14 protein-coding genes and 1 pseudogene are annotated in these 15,415 nt (G+C 59.8%); 9 read left to right on the forward strand and 6 right to left on the reverse strand.

What is annotated here, in order from left to right; genetic code table 11:
* Window positions 1-2 precede the first annotated feature (2 nt).
* The gene (locus tag BWP39_RS30350) at window positions 3-962 is read right to left on the reverse strand and encodes an AraC family transcriptional regulator (protein ID WP_096725867.1); all 960 of its coding nucleotides are present in this window, start codon (window positions 960-962) and stop codon (window positions 3-5) included.
* A gap of 149 nt (window positions 963-1,111) precedes the next feature.
* Here BWP39_RS30350 and BWP39_RS30355 point away from each other — a divergent pair, with 149 nt between their 5' ends.
* From BWP39_RS30355 to BWP39_RS30390, 8 genes and pseudogenes are all read left to right on the forward strand, one after another.
* Window positions 1,112-2,524 carry an FAD-dependent oxidoreductase gene (locus BWP39_RS30355; protein ID WP_096725868.1) on the forward strand — a complete coding sequence of 471 codons (1,413 nt, stop codon included), beginning with the start codon at window positions 1,112-1,114 and terminating at the stop codon, window positions 2,522-2,524.
* A gap of 207 nt (window positions 2,525-2,731) precedes the next feature.
* Entirely contained in the window at window positions 2,732-3,082 is a 351-nt protein-coding gene (locus tag BWP39_RS30360) for a VOC family protein (protein WP_133116978.1), read from the forward strand.
* 162 nt (window positions 3,083-3,244) lie between these two features.
* Window positions 3,245-5,590: a cytochrome P450/oxidoreductase gene (locus tag BWP39_RS30365; RefSeq protein ID WP_096725870.1), complete on the forward strand. Its 2,346-nt coding sequence runs from the start codon at window positions 3,245-3,247 to the stop codon at window positions 5,588-5,590.
* Window positions 5,591-5,730: 140 nt separating this feature from the next.
* Window positions 5,731-6,678, forward strand: a complete 948-nt coding sequence (gene pip / locus BWP39_RS30370; protein WP_096726268.1) for a prolyl aminopeptidase — start codon at window positions 5,731-5,733, stop codon at window positions 6,676-6,678.
* Window positions 6,679-7,380 carry an AIM24 family protein gene (locus BWP39_RS30375; protein WP_096725871.1) on the forward strand — a complete coding sequence of 234 codons (702 nt, stop codon included), beginning with the start codon at window positions 6,679-6,681 and terminating at the stop codon, window positions 7,378-7,380.
* A gap of 408 nt (window positions 7,381-7,788) precedes the next feature.
* Window positions 7,789-8,925: pseudogene (locus BWP39_RS30380) on the forward strand (cysteine desulfurase family protein); the annotation flags it as partial.
* Between the two features lie 56 nt (window positions 8,926-8,981).
* Window positions 8,982-9,680 (forward strand): MBL fold metallo-hydrolase, encoded by a 699-nt coding sequence (locus BWP39_RS30385; RefSeq protein ID WP_096725873.1) that lies wholly within the window; start codon window positions 8,982-8,984, stop codon window positions 9,678-9,680.
* Between the two features lie 106 nt (window positions 9,681-9,786).
* Entirely contained in the window at window positions 9,787-10,365 is a 579-nt protein-coding gene (locus BWP39_RS30390; RefSeq protein ID WP_096725874.1) for a GNAT family N-acetyltransferase, read from the forward strand.
* A 69-nt stretch (window positions 10,366-10,434) separates the two neighbouring features.
* Here BWP39_RS30390 and BWP39_RS30395 read toward each other — a convergent pair whose 3' ends face one another.
* Both BWP39_RS30395 and BWP39_RS30400 read right to left on the reverse strand, forming a co-directional pair.
* Entirely contained in the window at window positions 10,435-11,016 is a 582-nt protein-coding gene (locus tag BWP39_RS30395; RefSeq protein ID WP_096725875.1) for a nuclear transport factor 2 family protein, read from the reverse strand.
* Window positions 11,017-11,076: 60 nt separating this feature from the next.
* Window positions 11,077-11,829, reverse strand: coding sequence for a siderophore-interacting protein (locus BWP39_RS30400; protein WP_096725876.1), 753 nt, complete (start codon window positions 11,827-11,829; stop codon window positions 11,077-11,079).
* A 169-nt stretch (window positions 11,830-11,998) separates the two neighbouring features.
* Between BWP39_RS30400 and BWP39_RS30405 the strand changes: the two genes are divergently transcribed.
* On the forward strand, window positions 11,999-12,850 hold the full coding sequence (locus tag BWP39_RS30405; RefSeq protein WP_096725877.1) for an AraC family transcriptional regulator: 852 nt from the start codon (window positions 11,999-12,001) through the stop codon (window positions 12,848-12,850).
* Between the two features lie 19 nt (window positions 12,851-12,869).
* Here BWP39_RS30405 and BWP39_RS30410 read toward each other — a convergent pair whose 3' ends face one another.
* The 3 genes from BWP39_RS30410 to BWP39_RS30420 are packed head-to-tail and all read right to left on the reverse strand — an operon-like array spanning window position 12,870 to window position 15,331.
* Window positions 12,870-13,838 (reverse strand): oxidoreductase, encoded by a 969-nt coding sequence (locus BWP39_RS30410; RefSeq protein ID WP_096725878.1) that lies wholly within the window; start codon window positions 13,836-13,838, stop codon window positions 12,870-12,872.
* Between the two features lie 40 nt (window positions 13,839-13,878).
* On the reverse strand, window positions 13,879-14,247 hold the full coding sequence (locus BWP39_RS30415; protein WP_096725879.1) for a VOC family protein: 369 nt from the start codon (window positions 14,245-14,247) through the stop codon (window positions 13,879-13,881).
* A 4-nt stretch (window positions 14,248-14,251) separates the two neighbouring features.
* On the reverse strand, window positions 14,252-15,331 hold the full coding sequence (locus tag BWP39_RS30420; protein WP_096725880.1) for a quinone oxidoreductase family protein: 1,080 nt from the start codon (window positions 15,329-15,331) through the stop codon (window positions 14,252-14,254).
* Window positions 15,332-15,415: the final 84 nt, after the last annotated feature.

Below are 15,415 nucleotides of genomic sequence, written 5' to 3' on the forward strand. Positions count from 1 at the left end.
CGTCATGCCTGCAGATTCCCACCTGAAGCGCGCCACCGTGCCGGCGATACTCCGACCTGTCGCTTGAAGACACGTTGAAACGCGGCAACCGATTGATACCCCACCGATTCACCAATGTCCGCCACCGGCGTGTCTGCATGCAGCAGCATGCGGCCCGCGATAGTCATGCGGATTTCTGTGAGGACATCGGCGGCAGAGCGACCGATAGCCTCCTGAAACTGCCGGATGAACGTCGCGCGCGACATATGGCAGAGCGCCGACAACTGATCGAGCGTCCACGGTTCAGCAGGTGTCTCGAACATCGCGGTGATGGCCGGTTGCAAGCGGGGTTTCCGCGCGAGCGCAAGCAGGCCATGTGGCGGCTGGGTACCTTCCGTGGCGAAACGCAACGTCAGTGCGAACAGCGCTGCCGACAGATGATTGACGAACATCTCGCTACCGACGCCCGGATCGTTGGCTTCTTCATGCATCAATTCGATCAGACGTCTCAGACGGGTGCGGGCCATCGACCGTGCCGGGTCGTCGCGGTCCGCGCCTCGCTCAGGCAATGCGCTATGCACGACCAGACGGCCTGGCAGGTGATCGCGCAACAGCCTGTCTGGAACTGCGCCCAGCAGGAAGCGCCCGCAGAGAAAGTCCGCTTTCTCACCGGCTCCGTTGTTTTCAATGACAGTTAGCGATGCCTTCGGGCTGTGGAATTCTGGCCCCGCAGCATTGCCGCTACCGTCATGAATGAGATGCGCGTTGCCGGCCGGAAACAGAATGATGTCGCCTGCCGTTAGCTGTTCCGATGGACCGTTCACGTCGTCGAGAACGGCATGCCCCGACAACAGGATGTGGTACGGAATTTCGCGCACACCGGAGACCACCTGATCGATTTTCCACGGCGCACCGAAGAGACAGCGCAACTCGAGCCGCCCTGTGACGGGTATCAATGAAAGCAGTCGACTTAGCAGGTCCATGTGATCGGCGTGACCGGTACGGTGAGAACCGGCATTTTAACTTGATGATGATACGTTTGAGCATATAAATGACAATTTATAGTATCGAAAATATCGTCATCGGAATCTACAGTGGAGGCTCCTAACCCCACCCCTGAAGGAGTTGCATCATGAGCCACACCCCCGAAGTTGAACATTTCGACACCGTGATTCTTGGCAGCGGCCAGGGCGGCAAACTGCTCGCGTGGCATCTCGGTCGCACGGGGCAGCGTGTGGCTGTCGTCGAGCGTCAGTGGGTGGGCGGTTCGTGCCCGGCCGTCGCGTGTCTGCCGAGCAAGAACGAAATCTGGAGCGCACGCGTTGCGCATGTGACGCGACATGCCGCCGACTTCGGTGCAGTGGTGAGCGGCCCGGTGACCGTCGATATGACGAAGGTTCGCGATCGCAAGCGTGACATGGTTGAACGCGAAGTGACCGCGCACCTTAACGCCTATGCGGCAAGCGGCGCGGAATTGATCATGGGTAGCGGCAAGTTTGTCGGACCGAAGACGATCGAGATCGAACTCAACGATGGCGGCAAGCGCACGGTGAGCGGCGATCAGATCGTGGTCAATGTTGGCACGCACGCGGCCATTCCCGATTTCCCAGGCCTGCGCGCCGCCGAACCGCTGACGCACATCGGGTCGCTGGAACTGGACTACGTGCCATCCCATCTGGTCGTGCTGGGTGGCGGATATATCGGCATCGAGATGGCGCAAACCTATCGTCGCTTCGGTAGTCGCGTGACGATAATCGAGCGCAACGAGCGACTGATGATGCGTGAGGACGATGATGTTTCCGCGGAGATGCTAGGCATTCTGCGCGGAGAAGATATCGACGTGATCCTGAATGCCGAAACGGTGAAGGTAGAGGGGCGTTCTGGAGCGGGTGTCCGTGTCGTGCTGCGTACGGATGCCGGCGAGCAGGTGGTCGAAGGCAGCGATCTGCTCGTGGCGGTGGGGCGTGTTCCGAATACGACCGGGATCGGTCTGGAAGAGGCCGGTATCAAGCTGAACGAGCGTGGCTATATTCGCGTGAACGAACACCTGCAAGCGTCCACTGCAGGTGTCTGGGCGATCGGCGAAGCGGCGGGCAGTCCGCAGTTCACGCATGTATCGGTCGACGACTTCAGGATCGTGCGCGACAACATGGCAGGCGGAAACCGCAGTACCACCGACCGGTTGATTCCCTACACGATGTTCACTGAACCGCCGCTGGCGCACGTGGGCTTAAGCGAACGCGAAGCGCAGCAGAAGGGCATCGCGGTTCGTGTCGCAAAGCTGCCGATGAAGAACGTGCTGCGCACGCTTGCAACCGATGAGTCGCAGGGCTTCATGAAGGTGCTCGTCGGTGCAAACGACGACCGCATTCTGGGCTTCACGATGATCGGCGCCGAAGCGGGTGAGGTGCTGGCCGCGATGCAGACGGCGATCCTGTCTGGGCTGCCTTATCAGAAGCTGCGCGATGCGGTGATTTCGCACCTGACTTATGCCGAAGGGCTTGGGCCGTTGCTGGCGAACGTGCCACCTCGGGCTGCGGTATAGGGTTCTTCGTCATCTTCAGCTTGCGTGAATGTGTCCCGGTGCCGACGTCGATGTGACTGACGAGTGTGCACCGGGAATCGTGCGTGGGTAACGCGATTCAGATGCAGTATTTGTGGGAGTATTGACGGCGGTTACGTTGATGATCCGATAAGCATCGTCAGGGCGAAATGGATGCCTGATGAAAAACTTGCCAGGGAACTTCCCACGATGAAAATTCACTCTTTGCTGGTACCTGTGGACGATCTGGGCTCAGCCGTCGAGTTTCTGACCAGCAACCTGGGTTGTGTCGTGAAGATACGCGACGGTGACCGCTATTGCGCGCTGGATGCCGGTGGCCAGATGCTGGCGTTGGTGTCGGGAGAGGAGCGGGTGGTCGACACGATCTCTCTGGTTGTTCGCGTCGATGACATCAACGCAGCGGTCGCTTCGATTGTTGAAGGCGGAGGCCAGTTGCTTAGCCCGCCGCATGAAGGGCCTCATGAGGTGCGCGCAGTGGTCACGGGTGTCGGTGGCGTGCCGATGGTGTTGTCGGCCAGACGGCCGTCGGTTGGCTCATAACCGTCGGCCGTCGTAGGGCGGTTCTACCCGTCAGTGTGGGTGTAAATTGCGCTTCAAGAACGGGCGTGCGCACACTCGCTCGTGTTGATGGCCAGCACGAATGAGCGCATCACCGTTGGCGTATGATGTTGACGCAAATAAGGGGCAATCAGGAGACATCGGATGAGCGACGCCATCAATCCGAACCACACCGCGTCGTGTCCGTTCCATGACAATCCAGGCAGCCACACGCCATCAACATCAGGTGGCTGCCCGATCAACCACCGCGCCGCCGAATTCGATCCATTCGAAGACGCCTATCAGCAGGACCCACCCGAATACGTACGCTGGGCACGCGAAGAGCAACCGGTCTTCTACAGCCCGAAGCTCGGCTACTGGGTCGTCACGCGCTTCGATGACATCAAGGCGATCTTTCGCGACAACATCACGTTCAGCCCGTCTATCGCGCTCGAAAAAATCACCCCGACCGGACCCGAAGCAAACGAAGTGCTTGCCTCATACGGCTATGCAATGAGCCGCACGCTCGTCAACGAGGACGAGCCGGCTCATATGCCACGTCGTCGCGCACTGATGGAGCCGTTCACACCCGAGGCGCTCGAGCGCCACAAGCCGATGGTGCGTCGACTCGTGCGCGAATACGTCGACCGGTTCATTAACGACGGCAAAGCCGATCTCGTCGAGCAGATACTGTGGGAAGTCCCGCTTACCGTGGCCCTGCATTTTCTGGGCGTGCCCGAAGAAGACATGGACACGTTGCGCAAGTATTCGATTGCGCACACGGTCAATACGTGGGGACGGCCGAGGCCCGAAGAGCAGGTTGAAGTCGCGCAGGCGGTGGGCAAGTTCTGGCAGTTTGCTGGAAATGTCCTCGAGAAGATGCGTCGCAATCCGGACGGGCACGGCTGGATGCAATACGGCATCCGGAAGCAGAAGGAACTGCCCGAGGTGGTGACGGATTCGTATCTGCATTCGATGATGATGGCCGGCATCGTGGCCGCGCACGAGACGACCGCGAACGCCACGGCGAACGCATTGAAGCTGCTGCTTCAGCACCCACAGGCATGGCGTGATATCTGCGACGATCCACGGTTGATACCGAATGCGGTCGAAGAGTGTCTGCGGCACAACGGCTCGATCGCTGCATGGCGACGTCTTGCAACCCGCGATGTCGCGATCTCCGGCATCGAGATTCCCGCAGGATCGAGACTGCTGATCGTCACGTCGTCGGCGAATCGAGACGAACGTCAGTTTGCGGGCGCCGATCTGTTCGACATTCGTCGCGAGAACGCCAGCGACCATCTGACGTTCGGCTACGGCTCGCATCAGTGCATGGGGAAAAACCTCGCCCGCATGGAGATGCAGATTTTCCTCGAGGCGTTCACGCGCCGTTTGCCGCACATGCGTCTTGCCGAACAGCGCTTTAGCTACGTGCCCAATACGTCGTTTCGCGGCCCCGAGCACCTGCTCGTCGAATGGGACCCGGCGCTCAATCCTGAGCGAACGGATCTATCGGTGCTGCGACCGCGAACGGCGGTGCGTATCGGCGAACCGTCCGCACATGCAATCAGCCGTCCTGTCGTCGTAACGTCCGTCATCTACGCCGGAGCCAACATCGTGCGTGTCAAGCTTGCGTCGCGCGATGGCCGGCCGTTACCGCGCTGGACGCCGGGTTCGCATATCGACGTCGAATGCGGCAATACTGGTATCTCGCGGCAATATTCGCTGTGCGGCGATCCGGCCGACGCGGAGACGTTCGAAATCGCGGTGCTTAAAGAGCACGATAGTCGCGGCGGCTCGGTATGGCTGCACGACACCGTTAAGCCAGGCGCTTTGCTGCACATACGCGGTCCTCGCAATCACTTTCGACTCGACGAAACTGCGCAGCGGGTGGTGCTGATCGCCGGGGGTATCGGCATTACGCCGATCAGCGCGATGGCACGGCGCGCGAAAGAACTGGGTATCGACTATGAGGTGCATTTCAGCGGACGTGCGCGCGCATCGATGGTGCTGCTCGACGAGCTTTCCACGCTGCACGGGGACCGTATCAGCGTGTATGTGTCCGATGAAGGCACGCGCAACGATTTCAGTGCGCTGCGGGTCGACGATGCAACCCAGGTCTATGCATGCGGTCCCGCGAGAATGCTCGACGCACTGGAACAAGTCGCTACGAACTGGCCCGACGACACACTAAAAATCGAGCATTTCGTCTCGGCAATTGGCACGCTCGATCCAGACCGCGAGCACACGTTCGAAGTGGAACTCAAAGACTCGGGGCTCGTCGTGACCGTAGCTGCCGACCAAACACTACTTGCAGCGCTGCGACAGGCGAATGTCGACGTACAGAGCGATTGCGAGGAAGGATTGTGCGGCTCGTGCGAGGTGCGCGTTCTCGCCGGCGAAGTGGATCATCGCGATGTCGTGCTGACGAAAGCGGAACGGCAATCCAATACGCGAATGATGGCCTGTTGCTCACGCGCGCAGGGCACGAGGCTTACGCTGGAGCTTTGACGCCGTACGTACGTGGGCGTTACCCGGATCTGGTGAAGTAACCTGGAGGACGCCGGGTTCCTCCACGATGGTAAAGTTCTCTCCCGTATCGCCACAGGTTGCTCACCTGGAAGCAAGTCTTTGCGAATAAGGAAAAACTCTTGTACCCACCCATTGAACCTTACGAACACGGTTTTCTCGACACCGGTGATGGACATCGTGTGTATTGGGAATTGTGCGGCAACCCCGACGGCAAACCGGCGGTTTTTCTCCACGGAGGCCCCGGCGGCGGATGTAGCGAGGACCATCGACGGCTGTTCGATCCGGCGCGCTACAAGATCATGCTGTTCGACCAGCGCGGGTGCGGTCGTTCCAGGCCGTACGCGAGCCTCGACAACAATACGACCTGGGATCTGGTCGCGGATATCGAACGGTTGCGCGAGCTGGCAGGCGTCGAGAAATGGCTGGTCTTTGGCGGCTCGTGGGGTAGCTCGCTTGCGCTGGCCTATGCCGAAACCCATCCGGAGCGCGTGAGCGAACTGGTGGTGCGTGGCATCTTCACGCTGCGGCGCGCCGAGTTGCTGTGGTACTACCAGGACGGCGCGTCATGGTTGTTCCCCGATCTCTGGGAAGAATACCTGGCGCCGATTCCGGTCGCCGAGCGAGGCGACATGATGGCCGCCTATCGCCGCCGTCTGACTGGCGACGATGAGACCGTGAAGCGTCAGGCGGCTCGCGCATGGAGTTTATGGGAAGGGCGCACCCTGACGCTGTTGCCGAGCCCTGAGCTGAAGGAGCATTTCGGCGATGAAGAGTTCGCCATTGCGTTCGCCCGGATCGAAAATCACTACTTTGTTCATCAGGGGTTCGTGGAAGAGGGACAACTGCTGCGTGACGCCCATCGCCTCGCGAATATTCCCGGCGTGATTATTCAAGGCCGTTACGACGTGGCGACGCCGGCCCGTACTGCGTGGGATTTGGCGCGAGCCTGGCCAACTGCGAAGTTCGAACTGATTCCCGACGCGGGTCATGCCTTTAACGAGCCCGGTATTCTGCGCGCGCTGATTGCCGCGACGGACGGTTTTGCAAACGCGTCGACAGGACGATAAATGAACCCGTTACCGCGACTCTTGCCCACCGCTGCAACCGACGAAACCTTCGGTGGCGTGACTTACCACATCGGTGGTGAACTGGTGCCGGTATTGTCGGTTGATGTCTCGAACACGCCGGTCTACTTCGAGCACCACATCCTGCTCTGGAAAAACTCGAACGTTCGCATTAGCATCAAGCCGCTCAAGGGCGCGGTGAAACGCATGCTGGCCGGTATGCAGGTGTTCGTTACCGAGGCGAGCGGGGATGGCATTATCGCGTTCAGTCGCGACGGCGCCGGCCACATTGTGCCGATTCATCTGGGCGCGGGCGAAGAACTGCATGTGCGTGAGCATCAGTTTCTTGCCGCAACCGAGAGTGTCGAATACACGTTCGAGCGGGTGCGCGGCATCACGAACATGTTTCTCGGCCAGAGCGGTTTTTTCATCGACAGGTTTCGCGGACATCGCGAGGACGGCGTGCTCTGGTTGCACGGATACGGCAACGTGTTCGAAAAGGTGCTGGCCGCCGGCGAGACGATCGATGTGGAGCCGGGCGGCTGGCTTTACAAGGACCCGGACGTGAAGATGGATACGGTGGTGGACAGACTGTCGAGTGGTCTTTTCGCGGCGGGCTTCAACTTCATCGTGAACCGGTTCACGGGCCCGGGTCGCGTCGGAATCCAGTCGATGTATGTGAATAACTCGACGAGCGACCGGTAAGGAAAACCGAGGCTCGCTATCATTTAACTTTGCAAACGGGAGGTAGGTATGTTGGTACGTTTTGTCATGCTGCTGGCAGTGGGCGCTTCGATTCTTTTAACTGGCTGCAATACGGTGGCCGGTGCGGGTCAGGATATTTCGAACTCGGCTCGTACGGTTCAGAAGGCGCTTTGATGGCGGGCGGTGGGGTGTGAGGTGGTGGCGCCAGTTGGCGCGCTACTGCCTTGCGCCTCTGCCCTGAGGTGCTCGATTCCAGCGATAACCTGTGCGAGGGAAAATAAATCTACTGAAGTGCCGTTTTATATTGGCCACGTTCTACAAATCGTCGAATTCGTGAGTTTCTTTGGGACGTTTTTCTGCGGGTGCTTCCGTACAATTTAACGCTCCGACGACCTCTACAAGCCGACGATGAGCACCCATCTGCATTACTTCGATTACGCCGCCACCACACCTGCCGACCCGCGAGTGATCGCATCGATGGTCGAGTGCCTCGGCATTGACGGCGCGTTTGCCAATCCGGCGTCAACCTCCCACCAGGCAGGCATGCGGGCGCGAAACCTCGTCGAGACCGCGCGAGCCGAAGTCGCTGGCGCGATCGGCGCGCGACCCGATGAGATCGTCTGGACCTCGGGTGCAACGGAATCGAATAACCTCGCGCTGAAAGGCTTCGCCGATTCGGCGGCGCGCCCGGGACATATCGTCACCAGCCGTCTGGAACACAAAGCCATTCTCGATACCGTAGCCAGCCTCGAGAGCCGGGGATGGGCGGTGAGTTACGTCGATCCAGACCGGGACGGCGCGATTACCACCGAGGCGGTAGCCAGCGCGATGCGGCCGGACACAGGCATCGTCTCGCTGATGCTGGTCAACAACGAAATAGGCACGTTGACGGACATCGCTGCCATTGCCCCGATCGTGCATGCGGCCGGCGCGTTACTGCACGTCGACGCCGCTCAGGCGTTGGGCAAAACGCCCATTGATGTCAAAGCGCTCGGCATCGATCTGATGTCGATCTCCGCACACAAGGTGTACGGACCCAAGGGGATTGGCGCGTTGTACGTGAGCTCGGCGGCGGCGCAACGGATCACGCCACAGATGCACGGCGGCGGACATGAGCGCGGTTTGCGTTCAGGCACGCTGGCGACGCATCAGATTGTCGCAATGGGAACAGCGTGTGCAATCGCTAAAGCAGAGATGGACGCGGACACGCAGCGAATCACGAGGCTCAGCGAACGTTTGCTTGCTGGTGTATTGTCTCTCGGCGGCGTTCGACACAATGCGCGGAATGCGCTTCGCATTCCGCATACGCTAAGCCTGACCATCGACCATTCTGGCTTCTTCCCATTTATGCTCGCTAGCGATCTTGCTGTTTCGTCGACTTCCGCCTGCAACTCCGCAGCCGGAACGCCATCGCATGTTTTGAGCGCAATCGGACTGAGCGAGCAGGCATCGTCCAGGACGATTCGCTTCAGCCTGGGGCGCTTTAGCACAGAGGAAGACGTCGACTGGGCCATCGCCAGCATCCGGCAGGTCGTCGAACAATGCATGCCGGAAGTTACCGGCGTGTCTGCTTTTCCAGCGGCTTGAGTACCGCGTCGCACATGCTGTTTCATCAATTCTTCGATTCCGCGTCAAGCACCTACACCTATGTGCTCGCTTCCCGCGCAGGTGGCGAGGCGCTCATCATCGATCCAGTCAAGGAGCATCTGCACGCGTATCTGGGCATCATCGAGCGACTGGACCTGCGCCTCGTTCATGCAATCGATACGCATACGCATGCCGATCACATCACCGCGCTCGGCGATCTTCGCGATGCGACGCGTTGCTGCACGATCATGGGTGAACGATCGAAAGCAGAGTGCGTGTCGCGACGTGTCAGAGAAGGCGAGATTTTGCGTGCGGACGGGATTCAATTGCGTGCCGTCTACACGCCTGGTCACACCGACGAGTCGTTCAGCTTCGTGTTGAACCCCGACGCGCCGGCGGCGGTGTTCACAGGCGATGTGCTTCTTGTCGGCGGCACGGGGCGAACGGATTTTCAGGGCGGCGACGCCGAGCAGTCGTGGGACTCGATCGTCAACAAGCTCTTCACACTGCCGGACATCACGGTCGTCTATCCCGCTCACGACTATCGGGGGCGAACCTCGACGAGTATCGGCGAGGAGAAGGTAGCGAATCCACGTATAGCGGGGAAATCGAGGGCCGAGTACGTCGAGATCATGAACGGGCTGAATCTCGCGGATCCGAAGATGATGGATGTCGCTATTCCGGCGAATCTTCGGTGTGGGCGGCGCGATTAACCGATCGGTCTGGACCTCGCTGCTGCTTACGATCACGTGCGCCGTTGTAGGTTGATGGTTCGCGTGTTTAAATGGCCCGCTCTACTTCCGGTTCCCGATCTCGTTCATGCCATTCTTCGCGCCCGTCACACTGACTACCTCGCGCCTTGTTCTGCGGCCGCTTCGTCATGACGACGTGCAGGCACTGTTCGCCATCTGGTCGGATGTGGAAGCGATGCGCTACTTCGCTTTTCCGGCGATGACGCATCTGGATCAGGCAGCGGATCGTATCGAACGCAAATTGAAAACTTCAACTGAGGGCACGGATCTCTGTTGTGTAGTCACGTTGCAAACAACCGGTGAAGCGATCGGCACTTGCGATCTCTTTCGTTTGGACGAGCAATGCCTGCGAGCAGAGATAGGTTTTAGCCTGCAGCGCAAGCATTGGGGTAACGGCTATATGACCGAGGCAGTGTCCGCGGTGATCGGGCACGCGTTCGGCAAACCAGGTTTGCGCAGGATCGAAGCGGATATCGATCCCCGCAATACCGCTTCGGCAGGGCTACTCGAACGACTTGGGTTTCTCCGCGAAGGGCTGCTGCGCGAGCGCTGGTTAGTGGGCGGAGAAGTATCGGACAGCGCGCTGTATGGGCTGCTTGCGAGGGACTATCAGTCTCGCAAGGTCAGTGGCTCTCGCGAGGCGTAGGAATTCCTGGCAAAGCTCGCACGAAGCACGGCTAACGGTTTTCAACACTAGCCGCCGGTTCTGGATCCCTTACCGTCCAGCAGTGAGCCATCTCTGCGCGTCGGCTTTCATTGCGCGCTCAAGTTCACTACCGCGAGTCGCAAAAATACGCCCGACAGGAAAACCGCTCTTTTCCAGCAGATACGCGAGTGGTGCATATTCTCGTGGATACTTCGCGACCACGTCACGGTCGATCTCCACCGTGCCGGCAGGGAACGTGAAATGCGCCATGTCGTACACGCTCTGCCGCTTAACCAGTTTCCAGACGCCACTTCGTTTTTCTACTGTGTCGACGAACCGGTTATGCGCCTCAAAGCCGAGATCGAGTTTCGTGTTCTCTCCGAGGAGTGCCGCGTTGCTCTCCGCAATTGCCTTGTCGCCACTGAACGTAAGGATCGGTGTACCCATCACGTGTTTCGACCTGAGGCTCGATGACGTCATGCTCATCGAGCGATCGACGAATTCGGAGAATTTCCCTTCAAACCACGTTACGGCGATTTCGCCATCTGGATGAAAGAGCGTACGCAGCAATTCCCACTCGCCCAGGTCCCGGTGGATCCAGCCTGTAATGAGGTCGCCAATCTGCAGTCGGTCTTCTGTTCGTGTATCCATCGTCAAATTTCCTGGTAAGGGTATGTATCGGTTTGTGCGGGCGGTCAGGAATGCAGCAGATCAAGTCTTGTCTTTGTGGTCCGCGTGCCCAAGAAGCCAATATCCCTTTGCATCGATGCGTGCCAATGGAGCCCGCTGAACAAGATCCCGTTTGATTGCCTTAACGGCAGTCGCTTCACCGGCGAGGAATACCTCAGCGCGCGCGTCCGACAGACGCAGCATGGCGATCATCTCCTGCAACAGATGTCCTGGGACACGGCCACTGTCCTCTCTGGCTACCCACTGGAATACGGTCGTTCCTGAATCGCACAATGGCTGAACGTCATCGAGGGACGGCACCTCGACCACCACGTAGGTCGGTATGCCGTCCACGGGAAGTGCATCGAGAATGCTCGCAATTGCCGGGAGTGCTGTTTCATCGCCAGCGAGCAATCTCCAGTGAGCGTCTGGGTCAACGCGGTATCCCCCTCGTGGGCTGCTCAGATGCACGACATCTCCCACCTTTGCACTCCCAGCCCAGGCCGATGCGGGCCCGGCGTCTCCATGCAAAACGAAATCGATTTCCATCCGGCGACGATCCGGATGGAAGTGGCGAATCGTATAGGCACGATTAGCCAGCGTCCCGTCGTGTGACGCCGGCAAGACCACTTTCAGCCATTGCGCGGGCAAGGGCACACTCAACGTAGCGAGCGCTTCTCCTTCGAAGGCGATGCGACGCATATTCGGTGTGAGCCGTTCAACGGCGTCGACGACGACTTGATGCGTGAGTCGCGCATCCGCTCTTGCACGCACTTCAACTTCGGCTTCAGCCATGGCACTGCCTCCACAAACAATGGATGGTCGAGAGCGCAACGCCAGACAGGGCGCCCCGGTTGGATGACTGAACTGTACCCAGCCACCATCTGGACGTCATTGCATAATCCGGTCAGAATATTTCGCAATACGGCCAGGTACAGTTGGTCTTTCGAAAGGAAAACGCGCCATGTCCACCTTCCAGGTCAACGATTTCGTTCATGAGACGGAGGTCGACAGCGTTCCCCGCCCAGTCACAGTGACAATCTCAACGAGCGTGTCGAGAGACTGGGAAAAGGCGAGGCATCAGCATCGTCAGGGGCAGTTGCTGTATTCGGTGCGCGGACTCCTCAAGTGCGAGATCGAAGAGGGGGTCTGGATCGTGCCGCCAGAGTGCGCTGTCTGGATACCCGGCAACTTGCCGCACTCTGTTCGGGGCTCGGGTGAAACAGAGTGCTGTTGCCTGTTCGTTGAGCCCGATGCCGCGTCAGGTCTACCGCAATCGTGCTGCACGATTGCGGTGTCGACACTCTTGCGTGAACTGCTGCTGAGGGTGGCCGGATTTGCGCCGCTGTATCCTTTATACGGCCCCGAAGCGCGCCTGATTGCTACGCTGCTCGATGAACTGGCGGTGGCACCGGTAGAAGACCTGCATTTGCCGATCCCGAATCATCCGCGCTTGCGCAGGCTCGCTGAGATGTTGCTGGCCAATCCGACCGACAAGATGTCGATGCGCGAGTGGGCCAGCCGGATCGACATGAGCGAACGCAGCATGAGTCGCTTGCTATTCCAGGAACTCGGGATGAGCTTTGGCCGTTGGCGCCGGCAACTGCACGTCATTCTGGCGCTACAGCACCTCGCGCGCGGTGAAAGTGTGCAGTCGGTCGCGCTTGAGCTTGGGTACGAAAATGCCAGCGGATTCGTCACCATGTTCCGCAAGACGGTTGGCAAACCACCGGCGCGATATCTGGCGGATCGTAGTGCCTATGCGGGCACAGATCGGGACGGTCGATCCGTTCCTACGATCACCGTGTCGGAATGAAAGCACTTGAGTTTTCACATCACCACTCGACACCCGTCATCGTTTCACTGAGTGCCCACAACTGCCCGGCCATGACCCGATCGATAGCCCACGGCAGCACACCGTCCATCGCTGCGTGATCCGCAGGCACAGCAGCCGCAATATCTGCGTTTTCGCAATAGACACCACCGATTCCATCGAGCGCACGACTCGTCGCACACCACACCGTCGTCGCCGCGCCCTGCGGCACCGTTTTGTACAACCGGCGCTGTTCTTCGGGTATTTCGCCGTCCTTGTTGCGATACCCGAGCGCCTGAAGTTCCTGCATCGTGATGAACCGCTGCAGATCGGTTTCGATCCGGCCTGGGTGTACCGCAAACGCCCGGACGCCATACGGCTCTCCGCGTCGATCGAGTGCCACCGTGAACAGCACACCAGCGGTTTTGGACTGCGCATACGCGGTCCACTTGTCGTAGTCGCGGCGTTCGAAATTCGGATCGTCGAAATCGAACGCGGCACGCCGGTGTGCACCGGACGACAACGTCACGACGCGCGCATGGCCCGAGCGGATCAGGGCGGGCCAGAGTCTCCCCGTAAGCTGAAAATGCCCCAGATGATTCGCAGCGAACTGGGACTCGTAGCCTCGTGCATCGCGTACTAGCGGTACGGCCATGATGCCGGCGTTATTGATGAGCAGATCGAGCGGACGTCCGCTTGCAACAAACTTTTCTGCAAACACGTCGATCGAAGCCGGATCGAGTAAATCGATCTGCGCGACCTCGGTACGTGCGATGTCTTTTAGCGCAGCATGTGCTTTGTCCAGTGCCCGCGCGGGAACGATCACCGTCGCGCCGGCCTGGGCGAGTACGCGTGTCGTCTCGAGTCCGATGCCCGAATAACCGCCGGTGACGATAGCGGTCTTGCCGTGCAAATCGATACCGTCGATCACCTGTGCAGCGGTGCTGGTTGAATCAAACCCGGAGTGAAGGGGCGTTTGTCTGGCGGTCATCTGGTGCTCCTGAAATTGAAGTGCGAGTCGCGACTCGCAGTTAGGCCGTCGGGTCCGCCTGGTAATACTCAACAACGAGCCCGTCCGGATGTCGCGCAGTAACATTCCGGCCACCAGGTGCAGCGCGCGGCTCATGCAGGATCGCCGCACCAAGGGCACGCAACTGCGACACGAACTCGTCGAGCGAATCGACGATAAACGCGGCCTGCGGCTCACGTACCGCTGCCAGTGCTTCCGCACTACCAGCGAGCACAATGACGCCACCCACCACCGCGACCTCGATACCGATCGAGTCGAGCCGGATGCGCCGCTCGCACGGTTGTGCCTGAATCGCTTCGTAGAACGCGACGGTGCGTTCGAGTTCTTCCGGCTTTACGTAAAGACGCAATGCCTGGTGCAGAATCCGCATGGGCTTATTCCTCGTGATGATCGATGACAATGCATTCAACGTTGCTCGCATGAGCTGCCGCCTCCATCGCCTCCGGCAATGCGCTGAGCGGATAAACGCGTGAACGCAGCAGGTTCATATCGAGCAGGCCGCTACGAAGCAGATCGAGCAGCCGCCGATACGCGTCGCGCGGGTACATGAACTGACCGAGAATCTCCCAGCCGTTGAGCATCAGCTCTGTGTAGGGCACGGGCAACGGCACTGTCATGCTGCCCATCAAGACGAGGCGGCCGCCTTTCATGAGGCTGCGTAGCGCGCAGAGCGTCAGGGTGGGGTCGCCCGCGTTGCCGACCATATCGAAGGCGAGATGTGCACGGCCGCCGCATGCGGCGCGTATGGCGTCGGTATCGGTGGCGCTGTCGCCGGTCGCGGCAACCGTTTTAACCCGGCCTGGAGCCAGTTCTGCGAGGGTTTGCAGCGCGGCCGTATTGCGCCCGACCGCAACGACCCGCGCCGCGCCCATTGCCAGCGCGACCATGACGGCAGCGGTGCCGTATGCGCCAGTCGCACCGGAGATCACGAGCGTCTCGCCTGCCATCAGCCGCCCTCGCAATAATCCGCCGAAGGGCACGATGCAACGCATCGTCATGGCGAGCTGGACGGCATTCCATTGAGGAAGATCGTCGACGGGGGTTACTGCGCTTGCCGGAAACGACGCATATTCAGCGAGCGTTCCGTCCGGCCAGTCCGCCTGCATACGATGTGCATCCGGTCCGTTGGCCGTCACGCCGATCAGTATTTCCGCGGGATCCTGAACGTTTTCCTGAGCGACGAAATGCGACGACAGAACAACACGCTGTCCCGGCTTCAGATGCCACACACCGGGCCCGACCGCGTGCACGTAACCGACACCGTTGCCACCGGGAATGAAGGGGCGTGGCGGCACGTGATAGATCGGTAGCTTGCCGTTCACGTAGTCCTTCATGTACGACATCAGCGACGATGCATCGATGCGCACGACCACGCCGCCCGTACGCGGCTCGGGAGTGGGGAGATCGACGAGGCTGAGCGAGCCGCCCAGGCGTTCGAGTTGCCATGCTTTCATTGAGCGTCCTTGACCGCATTGAAGCGACCCAAAACCCCGGGAGGGTCCTGTATCGCCGTTTGACTGACGACAATGATCGCGCGG

It is taken from the genome of Paraburkholderia acidicola (genome assembly GCF_002362315.1).
Classification (GTDB): Bacteria; Pseudomonadota; Gammaproteobacteria; order Burkholderiales; family Burkholderiaceae; genus Paraburkholderia; species Paraburkholderia acidicola.